The sequence below is a fragment of the Kitasatospora sp. NPDC057936 genome (assembly GCF_042887525.1).
Lineage (GTDB): Bacteria > Actinomycetota > Actinomycetes > Streptomycetales > Streptomycetaceae > Kitasatospora.
This window is the reverse complement of the sequence record NZ_JBHVPD010000074.1, coordinates 38,117-54,705: the sequence shown is the minus strand read 5'-3', so window position 1 is coordinate 54,705 and position 16,589 is coordinate 38,117. Positions and strand designations below refer to the sequence as shown.

Below are 16,589 nucleotides of genomic sequence, written 5' to 3'. Positions count from 1 at the left end.
CGGCAGGCCCCGGGCACGGCTCCTCACCGGCCCTGCCCGGTGAGGAGCCCGATCACGGGATGGACCGCGTCGTCCCCGGAGCCGCCCTCCGGGAACAACTCGGCGGCCTCCGCACTGCGGGGGAACATGTCCCGCTCGTACGCGGCGAGCGCCGCCTCCACGTCGTCGGGGTGCGCGGCGAGGGCCAGGCCGAGCTCGGCGCCGTCGAGCATGGCCAGGTTGGCGCCCTCGCCGTTCGGGGCCTGGAGGTGGGCGGCGTCGCCGAGCAGGGTCACCCCGGGCACCCGCTCCCACCGGTGCTCGGCCGGGAGGGCGTGGAGGTGGCGCAGGACCGGTGCGGAGTCCGCCTCGGTGATCAGCGCGAGGAGCTCCGGCGCCCAGTCGGCGAACTCCCGCGCGATGCGCGCGGTGACCGCGGCCGCGTCGGTGACGTCGAGGCCCGCGAACCAGTCCAGCGGCTCGGTGATCCCGATGTAGGCGTGCAGGGTGTCGCCGCTCTCCCGGTGCGCGAAGATCTCCCGGTCCGGCGACGACGCCGCGATCATCGAGCCGCCGCCGACCGCCCGCGCGGTGGCCGGGAACCGGGTGCGCGCGTCGGCCAGGTACGTCTCGACGACCGACTTGCCGGTGTACCCGGGCCGGGCGGCCGAGAGCAGCGGCCGCACGCGCGACCACGCGCCGTCGGCGCCGACCAGCAGGTCCGCGACGACTCCGGAGCCGTCGGAGAACGCCACCTCGTGCCGGCCGCCGCCCAGGGGGCGGACGGCGGTCGCCTTGCGCCCCCACCGCACGGTGCCGGCGGGCAGCGAGTCGAGCAGGATCCGCCGCAGGTCGCCGCGCTGCACCTCGGGACGCCCGCCCGTGCCGTCGTCGGCCTGCTCGAACAGGACGCTCCCGTCGCGGTCCAGCACCCGCATCGCCTGGCGCCCCTCCAGCACGATGGCGCGGAACTCCTGCGTCAGCCCGGCCGCCGCCACGGCGAGTTGCCCGTTGTAGTCGTGGATGTCGAGCAGCCCGCCCTGCGTGCGCGCCGACGGGGAGGGATCGGCCTCGTGGACCGCGACCGGGATGCCGTGCAGGTGCAGGACCCGGGCCAGGGTGAGGCCGCCGAGCCCGGCGCCGACGATCGTGACGGGTGTGCGCATGGGTGACTCCTTCGGGATCGGGCCGCCCGATCGGTTCCGGCCGGCCTCCCCGGACGCTGTCAGGCGCCGCCGTCATACCGCCGTCGTCCGGCCGTCGGACCCTGCCGGACGACCGGCGGGCCACCGGCATGCGACTGTCCGCACACCACCCGACGCCGCCCGGACCACCCCCGAAAAGCGGGGCGCACGGCCGCCGGTACGCGCCCTCTTCCTCCGGAGGACGACCCGGCCGCCGACTACGCCAACCGTGCGCCCGAACACGTCCCCGGGCCGGCCCGTGCCACCCCCGGCGCCCGCCGCTCCGGCCACCCCGCCGCACGCGCCCGCATCCGGCACGTGCGCCCGGCCACCTGCCGTCCGTACCCGACCTTGTCCCAGCGCCCCACTGCTGCGCCCTCTTGACGGTCCGTCAGCACGAGAGGCCCCGGCCACCCCGCCGACCACACATGTGCCACACACAACCCTCAAACCTCGGCCGCACGGCTCGCGGGTGTGGCACGGAAACGCATCGGCTCGCCCGGACGGTCGTTGGTCGTGCAGCGCGTGAGACAGCTCGCGCCGCCGAGCCGGCCGCCGAAGACGTCGGCCGGCTCGGGTCCTTCGCACGAGGAGCCGACCGGTGAGCGACCTTGTCCGCCTCATTCCGCAGCCCAGGGAAGCCGAACGCGCCGACCTGAGCGTTGACGCTCTCGAATTCCTGAAACGGTACGGCCTGCACCCGGCGCCGGAGGCCTACCTCTCGCACGGATACGTGGACCTGTGCCTCAAGGCGTGGCCGACCGCCGGGGGCGCCCCGCTGCGCCTGGCCGCCCGCTGGGCCCTGTGGACGTGGACGACCGACGACCTGCTGGACGGAGACCTCCGCGGTGCCCCGCTGGACGCGGTCGGGAGGCTGACCCGGTCGCTGCTGTGCGTCTGCGCCGAGAGCGACCGGCCCGCACCCGACGACCATCCCGCGGTCCACGCGCTGGCGGAGCTGGTCCGGGAGAGCCGCGCGATGATGCCCGACTTCTGGTGGCAGCGCTACCGCGAGCAGCTGGCCGCCTGGATCGTCGCCGCACGCGACAAACTGGTGCACTACGTGCAGCCGGGACGAACGCCCACGCTGCGTGAGTACCTGATGCTCCGTCCGGCCGACGGCGGCATGCTGCTGGCCGCGATGTGGTGCGAACTCGCCGACCAGTGCATCACGCCGCACTGGGGCGACCCCATGGTGCAGGACCTCCTGGACGCCTTCTCGACCTGCGGGATCCTCACGAACGACCTCGCGGCCGACGGCGGCAAGGACGAGACCTTCAACGCCATCGCCGCCCGGATGGCCGACGGCGGCCTGTCCGCGGCGCAGGCCCGCCAGGACGTGAGCGAGCGGCTGGACGCGGAGGAACGGCGCTTCTGCTGGCTCCACTCGGCGGTGCGGCGCGGCTTCCACGCCGGACCGCCCCCCGCGGCCGACGCCGCCGCCGGCCCCCCGGTGGACCAGGTCCTGGACACCCACCGCTTCGCCCTGCTCCTGGACCAGTTCCTCGCCGCCCTCACCACATGGACCGGCACCAGCGCCCGGTACCCGGTGCTGCCCGGCACCCCGCAGCCAGCGCGCCGCGCCCTGCGCGACGTCCTGATCACCCCCGCCGTCCGCACGTGGAAGGCCGTGGGCCCGCGCTCCCGGCGGACCCGGACGAGCGCCGCCCCGGCCCGCTGAATCCCCGGGCGCCGACCGGCGTTCTGCAGGGCTGATGGCTCAAGTCGACCCGGCCCCCGGGCAGATCCCGGCAACCCGCCCCCCCAGGAGCCGACCGCAGCCGGTGGCACCGCGCCCGTCCCCGGGCCGGTGCCACCGCCGTTGACGGCACCGGACCCGCCACAGGCAGGGCAACCAGGAGCCCCGCCGTCCGCGCCCGGCCCGGGGAATGGCAGGCTACGGGGCGGTGAGCAGGCACAACACACACGGGAGGCAGAGGTCGTGATGCCGGCCCTGGAGAGCACCTGGACCTGGGAACGCGACCGGCCGCTCAAGTACGTCCTGGCCGAAGAGGAGTGGGACGACGAGCCGACCGTGTGGGCGCGCTGCGCCGAGGCCGACGGCTTCTTCGTCGAACCGGCCCCGCACCGCAAGCAGCTGACGCTCGTGGGCTGCGCCCCGACCGGCCGCCTGCTCAAGGCGGCCGAGCACGCCCGGCACCGGCCCGGCGAACCCGTCGACCTCGGGGCCCTCGGCCTCATCGTGGACTTCACCGCGCCCGGGACGGACCCCGAGAAGGACCCGTACGGCGGCTACCGCGACGACCACTGGGAACTGCTCGCCCCCGTCCTGACCGGGTGCGCGCCCTCCGGCCTCGGCACGTCCCTGTTCGACCTGGTCGTCGAGGCCGGGGTCGACGGCCCCGGATGGCGCGACGAGCCCGCGGACGCCGAATGGCGGCTGTTCAATGGACCGGGCGGAGGCGGGCTCGGCGCGTGCCACCGCGTCGAAGGCCTCTACCGCGGCGTGCCCGCGTCCCCGCCGATGCGGCTCATCGGCTGCGAGCCCGGCGAGAGGCTGCTGCGCCGGCTGGTGCGCCCGCGGGGCGACGGCGACCGGGTGACACTGCTCGCCGTGGACCGGACCGGCCGGGTGATGCGCCACCAGGAGCACATGCCGCTCAACGTCATCGCCTCCCGCCCGTCCGTGCTCGGCGGGACCCTGCTGGACCTGTGGCTGGCCGAGGGCCCCGCCGTCCGGCCCGTGCCGGCGGCCCGGCCGGTGTGGGACGCCTGGTTCGAGGGGCCGCCGGCCGAGGCCGGCACCTGGGCCGCGTTCCCGTCCGAGGGCCGGAAGGAGTGGGCGGCCTTCGCCGCCGCCCGTCAGGACGCCGGCCGTCAGGAAGCCGGCCGGCCCCCGACGGGTCCCGTACGGCACCTCGACGGGCGGCACGTGACCGACGTGCCGGGACTGGTGTGCGCGATCGGCGAGGCGGTCGCCGGCCCCGGCGGCCACTACGCCCAGTGCTGGCACGTGCTGCGCGGCTGCCCGTGCGGCGGGGACCTGCCGCCCGCGCCGTTCACCCTGGTCTGGCACGACGCCGAGGTCGCCCGGCGCGCGCTCGCCGAGGTGACCGTGGACACGGAGGGCGAGACGCCGTACGTCGACGACGTCCTCCGACTGCTCGCGCGGGTGGGCATCACCGTCGAACTGCGCTGATCTTCCCCCGGGGCGCCACCGCGCCCTCGTCCAGGTCAGGCGTCGAGCACCTGGCCGGCGCGCTTGACGACCGGCCCTTCCGTCGACCAGGGGAACTCGATCCAGTCGTCGGTCTTCTTCCACACGTACTCGCACTTCACGAGCGAGTGCGACTTCTCGTAGATCACGGCGGACCGCACCTCGGCGACGTGGCCGAGGCAGAAGTCGTGTACCAGCTTCAGCGTCTTGCCCGTGTCGGCGACGTCGTCGGCGATCAGCACCTTCTTGTCGGTGAAGTCGATCGCCGCGGGGACCGGCGCCAGCATGACGGGCATCTCCAGGGTGGTGCCCACGCCCGTGTAGAACTCGACGTTCACCAGGTGGATGTTCTTGCAGTCCAGCGCGTACGCCAGACCGCCCGCCACGAACACGCCGCCACGGGCGATGCTCAGGACGAGGTCGGGCTCGTACCCGTCGGCGGCGATCGTGTGCGCCAGCTCGCGCACCGCCCGCCCGAACATCTCGTAAGTCAAGGTCTCGCGCACGTCGGTCACAGCGCCCAGTCTCCCCGCCCGCCGCCCAGGTGGCGAGCACCGGCACGCCGGGCAGTGCCGACGGGACGTTCCACGGGACACGACGTCCCCCCGCGACCCGGGAGGTCCCGTCCACCGACGACCGATCAGCGGTCGGTAAGCAAGCGGTAAGCGACCCCGTCCTAGCCTCGGAACAGGCCCGCTCCGAAGAACCGGCAACCGGCGCAGGCGGCCCCCTGACAAGGAGCACCGATGGCAAAGCGTTTGCGAACCATGCTGGCCGTGGCAGGCATCACGGTCGCCGGCCTGGTCGGGCCGGCACCGGCGGCCTCGGCGAACACCCCTCTCACGACGCTGAGTTTCGTCGCCCACGAGGACGACGACCTGCTCTTCATGAACCCCGACATCCTGTCCGACGTCCAAGCCGGATACGACACCTGGGTCGTCTACCTCACCGCCGGTGAGATCGCCTACGGCAGCGGCTCGCCCCAGGAGCGCCTCGACTACGCGAACATGCGGACCGAAGGCGTCAAGGCCGCCTACGCGCGCGCCGCGAAGACCGCGAACGACTGGACGTTCAACGAGTCCGTCTTCAACGGTCACCCGGTGGCCACGGACACCCTCACCGGGACCAGGGTCCACCTGCTCTTCCTGTACATCCACGCCGCGGACGGGGCCTCCGGCGACAACTGCGGCGACCTCTACCGGATGCTCCACGACCCGGCCTTCGCCGGCCGCCCGATCGACGGCCGGCCCGCGTACACCCGCCAGGACCTGCTCGCCACACTCCGGGCCGTCACGGACGGCGTGAACCCCGACTACCTGCGCTCCCAGAGCACCATCGGCCACCGCGACGGCGACCACATCGACCACACGTCCGCCGCCCTGTTCACCGCCGCCGCCGACTCCACGATCCCGCCCGGCGCCGACCCGCTCACCGCCACCGGCACGACCGTCCGCCAGCGCGACGAGTACCAGGGCTACAGCCTCGCGAACCAGCCCGACCGGTTCGGCGGCTACTGGCGGGACGAGAAACTCGCCGTCTGGAACGCCTACAAACCGCACGACCCGGCCGTCGGCCCCACCACCTGGGACGAACTCGCCGGCAAGGAGACCGACCCGGCCGCCGCCGGCCGCCGCTTCACCGCGAACGGCACCTGGGCACCTCCGGGCGACTTCACCAACCAGTGCGGCAACGACGGACCGTACCACTGACGGCCGCCGGGGGAACGGCCCCGTCCCGCCACCGGTCCCGGCGGCCGACGGCCGGGGGAGAGGTGCTAGAAATCCCTCGTGGACGTTCCCCCCGAGCCCTCGACCCTGCGCGTCTTCATCGCGCTGGCCCCGCCCGACGACGCCAAGGACGAACTGGCCCGGGCCCTGCAGCCCGCCTACGCCATGTACCCGCGGCTACGCTGGAACCGGATCGAGGACTGGCACATCACCCTGGCCTTCCTCGGTGAACTCCCCTCCACCACAGTACCGTTGCTGCAGTCCGTACTCGCCGGCCGGGCCGCCACCCACCCCGCCCTGCAACTGGCCCTGCACGGCGGCGGCCACTTCGACGAGCGGCTGCTGTGGAGCGGCATCGACGGCGACCTGGAAGGACTGCACCAGCTCGCCGCCGACGTCCGCGACCTGGTCGCCTCCTGCGGCATCGCCTTCCGCAGCCGCCCGCTGCGCCCCCACCTGACCCTGGCACGCGCGCGCCGCGACGATCCCACCAGCGTGCCCCGGGCCGCGGCCGGCCTCGACGGATTCGCGGGCCGTCCCTGGCAGGCCGAGCGCCTCCACCTGGTCGGCAGCAACACCGGCCGCGGCCCCGGCCCGATCCGCTACCGCGACATCGAGGCCTGGCCGTTCGGCACCGCGGCCCGCACCGGCGGCGACGGCGCCCCCGCCGGGCCGTAGCCGACCGGCGAACGCCCCCTCTTACAGCGGGGTCAGGACGTCCTGGTGCGCCCCGTCGAGGACGAGGCCGTTGTCCAGCCGGACCCGGACCGTCACCTGCTTCCCCCGTTCCCGGTGGGCGGCCCACTGCGGCTCCAGCACGGCGATCTCGGCCTCCAGCCGCTCGCGGCTGGCCGCCGGCATGGTGTGCCCGTAGTCCTCGAACAGCGCCTTGAGACGCAGGTACTCGCGGACCTCGTGGCTCTCGGGGAGTTCGTCCACCCGCTCGACGGTGCCCTCGACCCCGGCCCCCAGCGAGAGGAACCCGACGACGGCCCCGGCCTCCCCGGCGACCGCCTCACCGAGGGCGAGGTCCTCGGCCAACCTGACGCGCAGGCCTTCCACCAGGGTCATCCGCTTCTCTGCCTCTCCATCGACTCTCCAGCAGCCCGGTCATTATCGTCCCCGCACCCGGTACCCCCGCGATCGCGCGAGTGGACGCCTGCCACACTGTGCGCCATGAGTGACCACGAACCCCATGCCCCGGCGCAGCTTTCCGAGGCACTGCACCGCAGGCTGGAGCGGATCGAACGGCTCCTGGAGCCCGAGAAGCCGGAGCGCCCGGCGTGGCGCTCGGTCACTCTCGGTGAGCAGCGGTGGGCGGTCTCGCTGGCCATCCTGGTCGCCGTGGGCCTGCAGCTGGCCCTGCCGACCCGCCTGACCATCCACCCGCACTGGATGCTGCCGGCCCTGGAACTGGCACTGCTGGTGGCCCTGGCGGTCCTCAACCCGCACAAGCGCATCGACCAGACGTCGCGGCTGCTGCGGCTGATGAGCCTGGCCATGGTGGCGGTGATCAGCCTGGCCAACGGCTGGTCGGCGGTGAAGCTGGTGCGCGACCTGATCCACACCTCCGCCTCGCCGGGCGCGCTGGCGCTGCTCGGCACCGGCGGCGCGGTGTGGGCGACCAACATCATCGCCTTCTCGCTCTGGTACTGGGAGTGGGACCGCGGCGGCCCGGCGGCCCGCGCCCAGGGGGTGAAGGCCTACCCGGACTTCCTCTTCCCGCAGATGCAGCAGGAGGGCATCGCGGAGCCGGGCTGGGAGCCCTCCTACCCGGACTACCTGTACGTGGCGTTCACCAACGCCTGCGCCTTCAGCCCGACGGACACCATGCCGCTGTCGGTCTGGGCGAAACTGCTGATGATGACGCAGTCGGCGGTCTCCCTGATCACGGTGGTCCTGGTGGTGGCGCGGGCGGTCGGCATCCTGCAGTAACGGCCCCGCCCCACTCCCGGTTCTACTCCGGCTCCGGCCGGTCCCAGTTCGCGGTGACGCGGGCCCGTTCCGCCTCGATGAGCGGCCGGACCACGTCGTCGACGGACCGGTGGGAGATCTCGGCGAAACCGTGGAGCCAGTCCGCGAGGTCGGCGGGCAGCCGGAGGGTGACGCGGCGGGGCGGGGGGAGCTCGGGCATCGGGCCTCCAACGGGACGCAGCGGGAGCAGGGCGGTGAGCCGCGCCCGATCAGCTTGCCTCAGCGGGGCCGGGGATCGGCCAGCAGGTCGGTGGCCCGGTGGGTCCGCTGGTACAGGACGTGCGCCCCGGTGCGGGTGCGGGTGATCAGTCCGGTGCGGTGCAGGATGCCGAGGTGGTAGGAGACCGTGCTGGTGGCGAGGAAGTGCCGCTCGCTCAGTTCCGCGGTGGTGCGGGCGGCGTGCAGGTCGGACAGCAGGCGGGCACGGGTCGCCCCGAGCAGGGCGGGGACCGTGCGCCCCGGACCGGTGGCGGGCCCGGGCCGGGAGGGGTAGGCGAGCATCGGCTCGCGGTCGGCGGGCGAGGGCACCGAGTCGACGACCACGCGCAGGCCGGCGGGGAACACCGAGGGGGTCAGGACCAGGCCGGTGCTGCCGGGGATCCGGGCCTGGAAACGGCCGACCAGGTTCAGCCGGTCGTCGTTCCAGTGCACCCGGGGATGCAGGGTGGCCAGCATGCCGGCCAGGCCGTGGCGGGCGGTGGTCCGCGCCCGGTGGGTGATGTCCTCCTCCATGCGGCTGCGCAGGGCCGGCCAGTGCGGGGCGAGGGCCGAGTCCCACAGCCGTTCCAGCTCGGCTGCCACCAGCTCGGCGAAGTCCCGTTCGCCGCGCTCCAGGGCCTCGCGCAGGACCACGGGGACCACCCGGCCCGCCAGACGCTCCTCACGGACCCCCTGGGCCATGATCCGCAGCTCCCAGCGCAGACGGGCGGAGCCCGTGGTGGCCACCGCGTGCAGTTCCTCCTGCACCGGAGCCTCCGGGGTCTGCGGCTGCGGGGTCAGGAAGTCCGGCACGTAGTCCCACGAACCGCCGAACAGCGCGCCCAGCAGAACGAGCCTGCGCTCGCGGACGGCCTCCTGGACCCTGCCCCGCCAACCGCCGCCCGGCCGCGCGTCGTCACGTAAGAGCCTGAGCGCGCCGGCCAGGGTGGCCAGCGGAGAGATCGCGAACCGGGTGTTCGCGAGCACGGCGCGGTCCATGTCGAGGTGGAGCACGACACCCCCCGGGGTCGGCCGCAGGCCGCCCGGACGGCCGGCGTCATGAGTGTTCGAACCTCATCGAATCACTCGCAGGGCAACTCCGTCAGCCGGTTCCCTTGAGCCGGGGACGGGCGGCCCGGCCGCACCATCCCCAAAGGTTCACCCACGACACACACGGCCCTCGAAGAACGACCCCGACCTCCGGAACTCGCAGGCAGTCGTACGGACTTGTCCGGGCAACCGGCCTCCGCGTGGAGCCCGGGCACCGTGGGCCGAGGCAATCAGCCGTCGGACACCAGGAGAAACCGATGATCAGGAAGCGCACCGCCACCCGCCTCGCCGCCGTCGCCGCCGTCGCGACCGTCGGCCTGAGCCTCAGCACCGGGATGGCGTCGGCCGACGCCACCTTCTCGGCCAACGTCCCCGGTTGTGCCGGGGGCATGGTCGACACGTTCTCCAACGGGCACGACTGGGTGCGGGGCTACGTGGCCTCCACCATGGGCGACTACTGCACCGTGGCCCTCAGGCAGTCGAACGGCAACGGTCAGGGCAAGGGGACCTACGGTCCCAGGGTCTGGACCGACCCCTTCCTGGACGCCGGCATCACCTCGTACGTCGTCGTGTGCAACGGATCCACCGGTCGGTGCGCCACCAGCCAGTCGTACTGACGGACGCCGCCGGTCCCGTCCTGGCCCCTCCCGGGGGAAGGGGCCATGACGGGACCGGTGCCCGCACGGTTCAGCCGATGACCGGGCCGGCCTCGACGTCTCCGATCTGCTGGTCGTTGTCGACGATCCAGGTCTTCGAGAAGTACTGGCAGCCGGGGAACGCGCCGATGCCGTCCGAGGGGACCGTGTACAGGGTGGCCCCGCCCCCGCCCTTCGGGATGTACGTCGCCGTGTCCGTCCCGGGAACCCAGTTGACCGGCCCGCTGGTGTCGCAGCGGTAGCCGAGCTGCACGTGCAGGTAGACGTCGGTCGGGCCACCGGTGGCGATGGCCTTTCCGTGCATGTAGCTGCTGCTGTCCTGGTAGACGCACGGCAACAGGGTGAAGCCGGCGCCGACGTAGACCGGAGTGCTCCGGCAGACGTTGTCCCCGGGGCTCGCGCCGGCCGTTCCGGCGGTGGTCATCATCGTGCCGGCGGCCAGCGCCATGGTGGCGGTGCCGAGTCCGAGAAGACGGCCGGCCGGGGTTCGGGGGCGGATGCGCATGGCGGTGATGCTCCTTCGGAAGAGGTGGGACGCGACGGAAGCGCGCACCGCGATGCTGGCAGCAGGAATCGGCGCCCCGCGAGCTGTTCAGCCAGGACCGAATAGTTGCGAAACCACCCCACGGCGGACGACACCCGGCATGATCGTCGTCCAATGGGGAGGACGGGCGGGAACCGGGGGGATCCGTGCTGGACTTGCGCTTCGGTGCCGCGGACATGGCGCGCACCACGTTCGCCGTCTCGTCGATGGACCAGATCATCGGCGGCATCGCCGGGGCGGAGCACCACTGCGTCGGCGCCTCGCTCGGACGCGCCCGCTGGTGGCGCCGGATGCGCCAGCACGTGCCGCACCAGGCCGATCGCCTGCTGGAGCTGGTGAACGCCAGCTTCGAGGGGGTTCCGGATTTCCTCGTCGCCAACGTCGAATCCGGCCGCCAGGGGCTCGCCGACGAGCTCGACGCCATCGTGGCCCTGCCCGAGAGCCGGATCCGCCGGGACCTCGACTTCTACGGCGACGACCCAGGCCTGCCGCCCATCGTCCGGGAGCTGCGCGACGGCGGCACCCGAGGGCTGCGGCTGATCGCCGACGGCGCCTGGGCCCTCTTCCGGTCCTGCTTCGCCGCGGACTGGCCGGACATCCGGCGGCTGCTCGGAGCCGACATCGCACACCGGTCCCGCGCCGCCGCCGAGGCCGGCACCGGCGTCATGCTGGAGCGGCTGCACCCGCAGACGCGCTGGCGGACCGGCGAAGTCCTGCAACTCACCGTCCACGGCTTGAACGAAGGGTGGGACCTGGACGGGCGGGGCGTGGAACTGCGTCCCAACATCTTCCTGACGTCCATCACGGCCCTCCCGACGGAACACCCCGCGGCGACGGTCCTGTACCCGAGCCGTGCCCGCCCGGCCGGAGGCACCGTTGCCCGGCGGACGGACGGCCTGGCCGGACTCATGGGCGCGACCCGCGCCCGCGCCCTGCGCGCGATCGGCCTGGGCCCGTGCACCACGGCCGAGCTGAGCAGGCGTCTTGGCCTCAGCCCGGCGAGCGCGTCCGCCCACGCCACGGTCCTGCGCGTGGCCGGCGTGATCACCACGGAGCGCGAAGGGCGGCAGGTCCGCCACGACCTCACCCCGCTCGGACACGACTTGCTGCTGAACAACCCCGAGCCCCCCGGCACGGGCGGGAACCGCGGCTGACCCTCGCCCTGTCGCTTGCGCCGGAGGCGGCCTGCCGTTCACCCGGCCTTCGCCGACGCGGCTCTTGTGTGGGCATCGTCAACTGCGGGACAGTGACGGCCAATCACCCGCCCCTCCGAGGAGAATCCGTGCGTCTGTCACGCCTCGCCACCGGCCTCGCCGCCGCCGTCGCCCTGCTCTGCGGGCCCACCGGCGCCGTCGCTCCCGCAAGCGCCACCGGCACCGCCGGCACCGCCGCCGCGGTGCAGCCCGCCGCGGCCACGGCCGCCGTTCCGCGGCCCGACCACGTCGTGGTGGTGCTCTTCGAAAACACCTCGGAGAGCTCCATCGTGGGCAACCCACAGGCCCCGTACTTCAACCAACTGGCCAACACCGGCGCGAACTTCACCAACTCCTTCGCGATCGAACACCCCAGCCAGCCGAACTACCTGGACCTGTTCTCCGGCTCCAACCAGGGAATCACCGACGACTCCTGCCCGCACAGCTTCAGCACCGACAACGAGGGCGCCCAACTCATCGCCAAGGGCCTGACGTTCAAGGGCTACTCGGAAAGCCTGCCCTCGGCCGGCTCGACGGTCTGCACCTCGGGCAAGTACGCGCGCAAGCACGTCCCGTGGACCAACTTCACCAACGTCCCGGCCTCCGCCAGCCTGCCGTTCACCAGCTTCCCGACCGACTTCACCCAACTGCCCACCGTCTCCTGGGTGATCCCCAACCTCTGCGACGACATCCACGACTGCTCGATCCCCACCGGCGACACCTGGCTGAAGAACAACCTGGACGCCTACGTCCAGTGGGCCAAGACCCACAACAGTCTGCTGATCACCACCTTCGACGAGGACGACAGCGCCGGCCCCAACCAGATCGCCACCTTCTTCAACGGGCAGCAGGTCAAGCCGGGCACCTACACCGAGCAGATCGACCACTTCAGCGTGCTGCGCACCATCGAGGACATGTACGGCCTGCCGTACGCCGGTGCCGCCGCCCAGGCCACACCGATCACCGACGCCTGGAACACCGGCACCACCGGCGGCGTCAGCGTCACCGCGCCCGGCAACCAGGCCGGCACCGTCGGCACCCCCGCCTCCCTCCAGATCCGGGCCACCGACACCGCCGGCGGCACGCTGGGCTACGCCGCCACCGGTCTGCCGGCCGGACTGTCGGTCAACGCCTCCACCGGCCTGATCAGCGGCACCCCGACCACCGCCGGCACCTCCGCCGTCACCGTCACCGCCACCGACTCGACCGGCCCGTCCGGCAGCACCTCGTTCACCTGGACCGTCAGCCCGGCCGGCACCGGCTGCCCGTCGCCCGGCCAGCTGCTCGGCAACCCGGGCTTCGAGAACGGGAACAGCCCGGCGCCGTGGAAGGCGACCTCCGGCGTGATCAACAACGACCTGGCCAGCGAGCCCTCGCACAGCGGCAACTGGGACGCCTGGCTGGACGGTTACGGCTCCGCGCACACCGACACGCTCAGCCAGAGCGTCACCGTCCCGGCCGGCTGCAAGGCCGCGCTCGGCTTCTGGCTCCACATCGACACGGCCAAGACCACGGGCACCGCCGACGACACGCTCACCGTCACCGCCAACGGCAGCACCCTGGCCACCTACTCGAACCTCGACGCCGCCAACGGCTACACGCAGCGGACCCTCGACCTGTCCGCCTACGCCGGCAAGAGCGTCACGCTGACGTTCACCGGCGTGGAGAACTCCTCCGCCGACCAGACCGGCTTCGTCATCGACGACACCACGCTGAACGCCTCCTGACCGGCACACCCGACCGGCACACCGGGGCCGTGCCCGCACCCGGGCGCGGCCCCGTCACGTGATGGCGGTGTCGAGGAGGACTGCGGGGCGGGGGCGGGGGAGCCGCGGTGGGAGCCGAACCCCGCGTCCGGGCCCGGGTGGCCGCGGAAGCGGATCACGCTACGGTCTGATCATGCTTCAGAAAGCTCGTGCCGCCCTGATATCGGCACTCCTGCTGGCTCCCCTGGTCGGAGCGGCCCCGGCCGCTCCGACCGCCGCCGCCACTACCGCAGCCGCAGCCGCCACCACCACCGCCGCCACCCCATCCGATCCCCAGGCCACCGCGGCCACCGGCCGGGTGCTCGACTGGCTGTCGCACCTGCCGGGCCGGGCCGGCAACCGGGTGGTCTCCGGCCTGTTCGCCGGCTACAGCGGCTCCGCCTTCTCGCTCGCCCAGACCGAGGACCTGAAGGCCCAGACCGGCCAGTACCCCGGGCTGATCGCCTGCGACTACGGCTCGAACGGCAGCTCGACCATCGACTCCTCCTGCAACGCCGACCTGAAGAACTGGTCGGCCAGGGGAGGCCTGGTTTCCGTCGGCGTCCACGCACCGAACCCGGTCCAGCCGGGACTCCAGGGCCTCTACACCCACCTGGACGGCTTCCAGCAGCTCACCGACCCCGCCACCACCGTCGGTGCCGCCTGGCAGCAGACCCTCGACAGGATCGCCACCGGCCTCGCCGACCTGAACGGCGCCGGCGTCCCCGTCCTGTTCCGCCCGTTCCACGAGATGAACACCTCCGGCGCGGGCGCCTTCTGGTGGAGCGGCCAGGACCGGGCCGCCTACGTCTCCGCCTGGCAGTACACCTACCGCTACCTCACCCAGGCCAAGGGCCTGCACAACCTGCTCTGGGTCTACTCCCCGCTCTGCGGCGCCGGCGACCGCGCCGCGTACTACCCCGGCGACGCCTACACCGACGTGGTCGGCCTCGACTGCTACCCGACCGACCCGGCCGCCGCCCAGGGCTACGGCGAACTGACCGCGCTGCACAAGCCGTTCGCCTTCGCCGAGATCGGCCCGCCGAACGACCCCGCCACCCACGTGCCCGCGCCCGCCGGCTACGACTACGGCCGCTGGGCCGACGCGATCCGCACCCGGTTCCCGGCCACCACCTACTTCCTGGCCTGGAACGACAAGTGGAGCCCCACGGTGCAACTCGGCGCCCCGGCACTGATGAACGACCGGTGGACGCTCAACCTGGGCGGGATCGACCCGTCCGCCACGACCGACCCGGCCGGGCCGCCGCGCCCGCCGGCACCGGGTGCCGTGCTGGAGGGCTTCGAGAACGGCCCGGACGGCTGGGGCGGCTGGCAGACCCTGAACGGGCCCTGGACGGTGGACGAGTGGGCCTCCCAGCAGAGTCACTCCCTCAAGGCCGACGTCGACCTGACCCGCCCGGAGACCTACCTCAACAAGGTCGCCCGCCAGGACCTCAGCGCCTACAGCACGCTCTCCGTCGACGCCCGCACCGCCCCCTGGGGCAACCAGGCCGCCGGCACGACCGCCAAGCTCTACCTGCGCACCGGCGCCAACAAGACCTGGTACGACAGCGGTTCCACCGTGGTCGGCCCGGACGGCGCCGTGCTGACCATGCCGCTCGCGGGCGTGACCGACCTCGCCGACGTCGAGGAGATCGGGGTCCGCTTCGCCCCCGCGCCGGGCGCCTCCGGCCAGAGCTCGGTGTACATCGACAACCTGACCGCCACCACCCCGGCGAGCACCCTCGGCGACTTCGAGACCGGACCCGACGGCTGGGGCGCCTGGCGGATCAAGAACGGCCCCTGGCCGGTCACCGAGTGGGCCGCCCAGGGCACCCACTCCCTCAAGGCCGACGTCCAACTGGAGAGCGGCGAGGCCTTCCTGCTGCGCCACTACGCCACCCCGGCCGACCTGACCGGCAACCTCACCCTCACCGCGACCGCCCGCACCGCCCCCTGGGGCAACCAGGCCGCGGGCACCAAGGCCAAGCTGTACGTGAAGGCCGGTGCCGGCTGCGACTGGTACGACAGCGGCACCTACCCGGTCGACGCCGACGGCACCCGGCTGTCCTTCAACCTGGCCGCCGTCCCCGACCTCACCAGGGTCTGCGAAATCGGCGTCGACTTCGTCCCGGCCGACGGGGCGACCGGCCAGTCCTCCGTCTACGTGGACGCGGTGTCCATGCGCTGAGCCCCCTGCGCCCCCACCCGGGAGGCCGCCGCCCCCACGACGGGACGGCGGCCTCCCGCGCCTTCGCGCCGGCCGCCCCGCCCGCCTGGTGCCGCCGATTTTCTGTTATGCCAATTGACACAACCTCAGTGCCGTCCCTAGGGTCTCCTGGCATGGACGAGGTCAAGAAGCGCGGCCGCCCCCGGAAGGACCCCGCGCAGCTGGCGCGGTGGACTCCCCCCGAGGGGTGGTCACGGCTGGTCGCCTGGGTGTCGCCCGAGGAGAAGAAGGCCCTCAAGCACGTGGCGGTCGAGGCGGAGGTCTCGGTCGCCGACCTCGTCCGCGCGCTCGCGGGCGGTCTGGCCGCCGGGGCGATCACACACGAGGAACTGCTGGGCCACGTCAGAAAGGGCATCCAGGTCATGGAGAAGATCCCGACGCTGTTCGACCGGGACGACGCCTTCCGCGTCGTCGACCGGCCCCGCGCCGAATGCGCGTGGGTCTTCGAGGGCGAGGGGGTGCCGACCGAGAAGCTGGACGGCACCAACGTCCGCCTCACCGTCCGCGCCGGACGGCTGGTCCGGGTGGAGAAGCGCCGCAACCCGACGAAGGCCCAGAAGCAGCAGGGCATCCGGGACGGCTGGTACGTCGACACCGACGAGCAGGCCGCCGAGGACAAGTGGATCCTCGCCGCCGCCCACGCCACCGACACCACCGCCTGGCCCGACGGCGAGCACTCTTGCGAGGCCCTCGGCCCCCGCATCCAGGGCAACCCGCTCGGTGTGACCGAGCACCACTGCGTCCCCTTCAACCTCCAGGTGCCGGTCTACCAGGACGTGCCCCGGACCTACGCGGGCCTGCGCGACTACCTGGCCGAGATGGAGAGCCGCTACACCCCGGGCGCGCTCGCGGAAGGCATCGTCTTCCACCACCCCGACGGGCGCCGCGCCAAGATCAAGCGCAAGGACTTCCCCAAGGCCGTCTGACCCGC

At 73.1% G+C, this 16,589-nt stretch carries 16 protein-coding genes; 10 read left to right on the top strand and 6 right to left on the bottom strand.

The genetic code is table 11. The features are described from left to right. Window positions 1-23: 23 nt before the first annotated feature. Window positions 24-1,145 carry an FAD-dependent oxidoreductase gene (locus ACFVU9_RS31635; protein ID WP_387599286.1) on the bottom strand — a complete coding sequence of 374 codons (1,122 nt, stop codon included), beginning with the start codon at window positions 1,143-1,145 and terminating at the stop codon, window positions 24-26. A gap of 619 nt (window positions 1,146-1,764) precedes the next feature. Here ACFVU9_RS31635 and ACFVU9_RS31630 point away from each other — a divergent pair. Together ACFVU9_RS31630 and ACFVU9_RS31625 are read left to right on the top strand one after the other, a co-directional pair. Next, window positions 1,765-2,844, top strand: a complete 1,080-nt coding sequence (locus ACFVU9_RS31630; RefSeq protein WP_380448055.1) for a terpene synthase family protein — start codon at window positions 1,765-1,767, stop codon at window positions 2,842-2,844. Window positions 2,845-3,105: 261 nt separating this feature from the next. Next, window positions 3,106-4,323 (top strand): hypothetical protein, encoded by a 1,218-nt coding sequence (locus ACFVU9_RS31625; protein WP_387599283.1) that lies wholly within the window; start codon window positions 3,106-3,108, stop codon window positions 4,321-4,323. A gap of 35 nt (window positions 4,324-4,358) precedes the next feature. On the opposite strand, the gene ACFVU9_RS31620 is transcribed toward ACFVU9_RS31625, so the two are convergent. After that, window positions 4,359-4,856 carry a phosphoribosyltransferase gene (locus tag ACFVU9_RS31620; RefSeq protein WP_380448059.1) on the bottom strand — a complete coding sequence of 166 codons (498 nt, stop codon included), beginning with the start codon at window positions 4,854-4,856 and terminating at the stop codon, window positions 4,359-4,361. Between the two features lie 231 nt (window positions 4,857-5,087). Here ACFVU9_RS31620 and ACFVU9_RS31615 point away from each other — a divergent pair, with 231 nt between their 5' ends. Both ACFVU9_RS31615 and thpR read left to right on the top strand, forming a co-directional pair. Then, window positions 5,088-6,050 carry a PIG-L family deacetylase gene (locus ACFVU9_RS31615; RefSeq protein WP_387599280.1) on the top strand — a complete coding sequence of 321 codons (963 nt, stop codon included), beginning with the start codon at window positions 5,088-5,090 and terminating at the stop codon, window positions 6,048-6,050. A gap of 78 nt (window positions 6,051-6,128) precedes the next feature. After that, window positions 6,129-6,746, top strand: coding sequence for an RNA 2',3'-cyclic phosphodiesterase (thpR, locus tag ACFVU9_RS31610; RefSeq protein ID WP_387599277.1), 618 nt, complete (start codon window positions 6,129-6,131; stop codon window positions 6,744-6,746). A 21-nt stretch (window positions 6,747-6,767) separates the two neighbouring features. Here the strand turns inward: thpR and ACFVU9_RS31605 are convergent, their stop codons facing one another. After that, window positions 6,768-7,139, bottom strand: a complete 372-nt coding sequence (locus tag ACFVU9_RS31605) for a hypothetical protein (RefSeq protein WP_380498712.1) — start codon at window positions 7,137-7,139, stop codon at window positions 6,768-6,770. Window positions 7,140-7,244: 105 nt separating this feature from the next. Between ACFVU9_RS31605 and ACFVU9_RS31600 the strand changes: the two genes are divergently transcribed. Next, window positions 7,245-8,003 carry a hypothetical protein gene (locus ACFVU9_RS31600; protein ID WP_380503951.1) on the top strand — a complete coding sequence of 253 codons (759 nt, stop codon included), beginning with the start codon at window positions 7,245-7,247 and terminating at the stop codon, window positions 8,001-8,003. A gap of 22 nt (window positions 8,004-8,025) precedes the next feature. Here ACFVU9_RS31600 and ACFVU9_RS31595 read toward each other — a convergent pair whose 3' ends face one another. Beyond that, entirely contained in the window at window positions 8,026-8,202 is a 177-nt protein-coding gene (locus tag ACFVU9_RS31595) for a hypothetical protein (RefSeq protein ID WP_380448067.1), read from the bottom strand. A gap of 59 nt (window positions 8,203-8,261) precedes the next feature. Beyond that, window positions 8,262-9,254 carry an ArsR/SmtB family transcription factor gene (locus ACFVU9_RS31590; RefSeq protein ID WP_387599273.1) on the bottom strand — a complete coding sequence of 331 codons (993 nt, stop codon included), beginning with the start codon at window positions 9,252-9,254 and terminating at the stop codon, window positions 8,262-8,264. A gap of 293 nt (window positions 9,255-9,547) precedes the next feature. On the opposite strand from ACFVU9_RS31590, the gene ACFVU9_RS31585 reads away from it, so the two are divergent. Then, window positions 9,548-9,907 carry a hypothetical protein gene (locus tag ACFVU9_RS31585; RefSeq protein WP_387599270.1) on the top strand — a complete coding sequence of 120 codons (360 nt, stop codon included), beginning with the start codon at window positions 9,548-9,550 and terminating at the stop codon, window positions 9,905-9,907. Window positions 9,908-9,977: 70 nt separating this feature from the next. Here the strand turns inward: ACFVU9_RS31585 and ACFVU9_RS31580 are convergent, their stop codons facing one another. After that, window positions 9,978-10,451 carry a hypothetical protein gene (locus ACFVU9_RS31580; protein ID WP_387599267.1) on the bottom strand — a complete coding sequence of 158 codons (474 nt, stop codon included), beginning with the start codon at window positions 10,449-10,451 and terminating at the stop codon, window positions 9,978-9,980. A gap of 215 nt (window positions 10,452-10,666) precedes the next feature. On the opposite strand from ACFVU9_RS31580, the gene ACFVU9_RS31575 reads away from it, so the two are divergent. From ACFVU9_RS31575 to ACFVU9_RS31560, 4 genes are all read left to right on the top strand, one after another. Continuing rightward, window positions 10,667-11,644, top strand: coding sequence for an ArsR/SmtB family transcription factor (locus ACFVU9_RS31575; protein WP_387599264.1), 978 nt, complete (start codon window positions 10,667-10,669; stop codon window positions 11,642-11,644). Between the two features lie 128 nt (window positions 11,645-11,772). Then, on the top strand, window positions 11,773-13,410 hold the full coding sequence (locus ACFVU9_RS31570) for an alkaline phosphatase family protein (protein ID WP_387599261.1): 1,638 nt from the start codon (window positions 11,773-11,775) through the stop codon (window positions 13,408-13,410). Between the two features lie 172 nt (window positions 13,411-13,582). After that, window positions 13,583-15,619 (top strand): glycosyl hydrolase, encoded by a 2,037-nt coding sequence (locus ACFVU9_RS31565; RefSeq protein ID WP_387599258.1) that lies wholly within the window; start codon window positions 13,583-13,585, stop codon window positions 15,617-15,619. 152 nt (window positions 15,620-15,771) lie between these two features. Next, entirely contained in the window at window positions 15,772-16,584 is an 813-nt protein-coding gene (locus ACFVU9_RS31560) for a hypothetical protein (RefSeq protein ID WP_387599256.1), read from the top strand. Window positions 16,585-16,589: the final 5 nt, after the last annotated feature.